2 protein-coding genes are annotated in these 2914 nt (G+C 36.7%); both read right to left on the bottom strand.

Annotated features, from left to right (window positions below):
* Positions 1-31: 31 nt before the first annotated feature.
* Positions 32-1138, bottom strand: a complete 1107-nt coding sequence (locus AC1DSL_RS16935; protein ID WP_477533106.1) for a YqgU-like beta propeller domain-containing protein — start codon at positions 1136-1138, stop codon at positions 32-34.
* A 116-nt stretch (positions 1139-1254) separates the two neighbouring features.
* Positions 1255-2914 (bottom strand): LTA synthase family protein (locus AC1DSL_RS16930; protein WP_477533105.1); only part of this gene is annotated, 1660 nt, incomplete at its 5' end.

Below are 2914 nucleotides of genomic sequence, written 5' to 3'. Positions count from 1 at the left end.
GATTAATAGTGGCACGTGGGCACTATATTTATTATTCCTGCAATGTAATCCAAGGCAATGTTTCACCACTTTTAACCTTTAGCAAATTTTCTAATTGAACTCCTGTTAAACAATATTGGCCAGATGGATTGCACGAAAAGGATTCATAAGGTCCTTTCAAGATTGTTTTCATAGGCTCAGTAATAGACAATTGGACAAGATCAAAGTCTGATGGGATATCATCCATTAAACCTGATTGAGACGCTTCATATGTCAACATAGTTCCATCACTAAGCCATTCTATTTCTGGAACAAACCATTGCGAGTAATTACTGATGGACGGCAATTMGAACGTTGTTGATTTCCCATCCCGATACCGTATCAGTGTGTACAAAAATTTTTGCTGATCATCTGAAATACTTACTCGCACTTCAACATCATCTGTAGCCGACACGTGAATAATATTGGTAGCTTCCGACTCTGCTTCCTTCTTCGTCACGGTATTCACTTCACGTAATGTTCCACCACTTAATGAATCGTTTTCTGGCCAATTAATAGTGTATATAGAGGATTCTTTTCCCCATTTACCAAATGGATCATTTGTTTCAAAGCGTTTCATTTCTTTCGTTCCGCTTGAATAGACAAAAGAATCAAACGTCCAGTCTTCATAAAATGCACTGAAAAAAATTTCATCATCTTGAGTTGGATGCCAGTCCCAATACAATTCGGATGATTCGATCGTCAACTTGTCCAATTCCTGACCTGCCAACGAATAAAAATGTATGGACGCGCTCAATGAATTATTGGATGTTACAATAGCAATTTTAGACAAGTTCGGATGAATCCTCGCTTCGATGATAGGTTCTGAAATAGTAAAGATTATTTTGTTAACCCCGGTTTCAATATGATAGGAATTAATTTGATAGTCTGATTGTTGTCTTGTTATATAGAGAATCTCTTCATTAGAAAGCCAGCCAATCACACTTTCAAAATTCCCGTTCAGCTCTGATAGAGGTAAAATTGTATCTTCTTCTTTATTCGGTTGTTCTTGTTCAGGGGAAATTGATTTTTCTGGTAAGAAAGGTTCTGAGAGATTCTGCTGGCAACTTGTTAAAAGAAGCAAAAGAAATATACTGTAGTATCGAATGCTTCGTCTCATCACCACTCCCCCTTTCCTATATACAAGTAGTACGTATAGAATCGATATGTGTTTCAATAAATAAAAAAAACGTCAAAAAGTGATTCTACACTTTTTGACGTTTTTAACAGAATACATTATTTACGTTCAGCAGTCTCATCAATTAGCAGGTTGCCTGTTTTTTCATCGTAAAAACGAAGCAAATCCCCATTGATGATTTGATCTGAGTATCCAAGTTCTTCTGCCGCCCGTTCAATGTAAGGTGCACAAGCTTTAGCCTCTGTTTCTAAACCAGTTTCCTTGTCGTAACATACATTTCCTGCATAAACCACTTTATCAGTAACAAAGCGGCCATCACGGAATACAACAAATTCTTCATGGTCTTTAGAAAAGATATCTGCACCCATTTGCATATCTTTACTTGTGTCTACACCCAATAAATGTAGAATAGTTGGACGAATGTCGATTTGACCAGCAACTTCTTCAACAACTTTACCCTGGTTGGATCCGGGAATATGAATGAACATTGGTACCCGCTGTAATTGAGCAGTTTCAAAAGGTGTAATTTCTTTTCCTAAATATTGTGCCATAGCTTCATTATGGTTTTCAGAAATACCATAGTGGTCACCGTACATGACAATGATTGAATCCTCGTATAACCCTTTAGCTTTCAAGTCTTCAAATAAAGATTTCACTGATTCATCCATGTAACGTACTGTCTGGAAGTAACGATTCAATGTTCCTGAATTTGAATTGTATTCAGGAATAAATTGATCTTTCTCTTCCAAATGGAAAGGATAATGATTCGTCAATGTAATCAATCGTGAGTAGAAAGGTTGTTCCATTTCAGCCATATGATTAACTGATTGTTCGAAGAAAGGTATATCCTTCATTCCCCAGTTAACTGAATCGCCTTCAGCAATATCGTAACTTTCCACATCATAGAATTTTTCAACATTCAAGGCATTATACATAATGTCACGATTCCAGAAACTCTTGTTATTCGCATGCATGACATTTGTGAAATAACCTTTTTCATTTAATGATTCGGCCATTGAATTGTAAGTGTTCCCACTATTCGTAAAGAACACTGCGCCTCCACCTAATGGGTAAAGGCTATTCTCTACCACGAATTCAGAATCGGAAGTTTTTCCCAATCCTGTTTGATGGTAGAAATTCGGGAAGTAATACGTATCTTTGTCTTTCGTTAATTCATTCAAGAAAGGTGTAATAACTTCACCGTTCATTTCTTCATTCACTACAAAATTTTGAAGTGATTCAAGTGAAACAACAATTAAGTTTTTGCCTTCAGCAGTACCAAATACTTCGTAATTAGGTTCTGCTTGATTTGATCGAACATAGTTATTGACTTCTACTAGTTCGCTGCCATCAGCTAATGCTCGCTGTGCATGAGATTTCGATTGAATGTAAACATCGTATATATGATAATTATACATTCCGATATTCTTCACTAATAATTCACGGTCAAAACTTCTAGTTAACAATTGTGGACGCTCAGTTTCTGCTAATCCTAAGTTCAGGAATAAAACTGCTGCTGCCAACACAAAATATGCTCTACGGATAGCTGGTCTTACTGCAACTTCTGTCACTTTCGGCAACCATTTAATTGCCGCAAATAATAACGCAACATCAACAAAGTAGAATATATCCGTGAAGTAAATACTTTCGGCTGCAGATGCACCTAAGTCTCCGAAAAATAATAACGCAACATCAACAAAGTAGAATATATCCGTGAAGTAAATACTTTCGGCTGCAGATGCACCTAAGTCTCCGAAA

The organism is Paenisporosarcina sp. P4_D4 (genome assembly GCF_056401835.1).
Note: the sequence above shows the minus strand (reverse complement) of the source record. Positions and strands in the feature narration are given on the sequence as shown.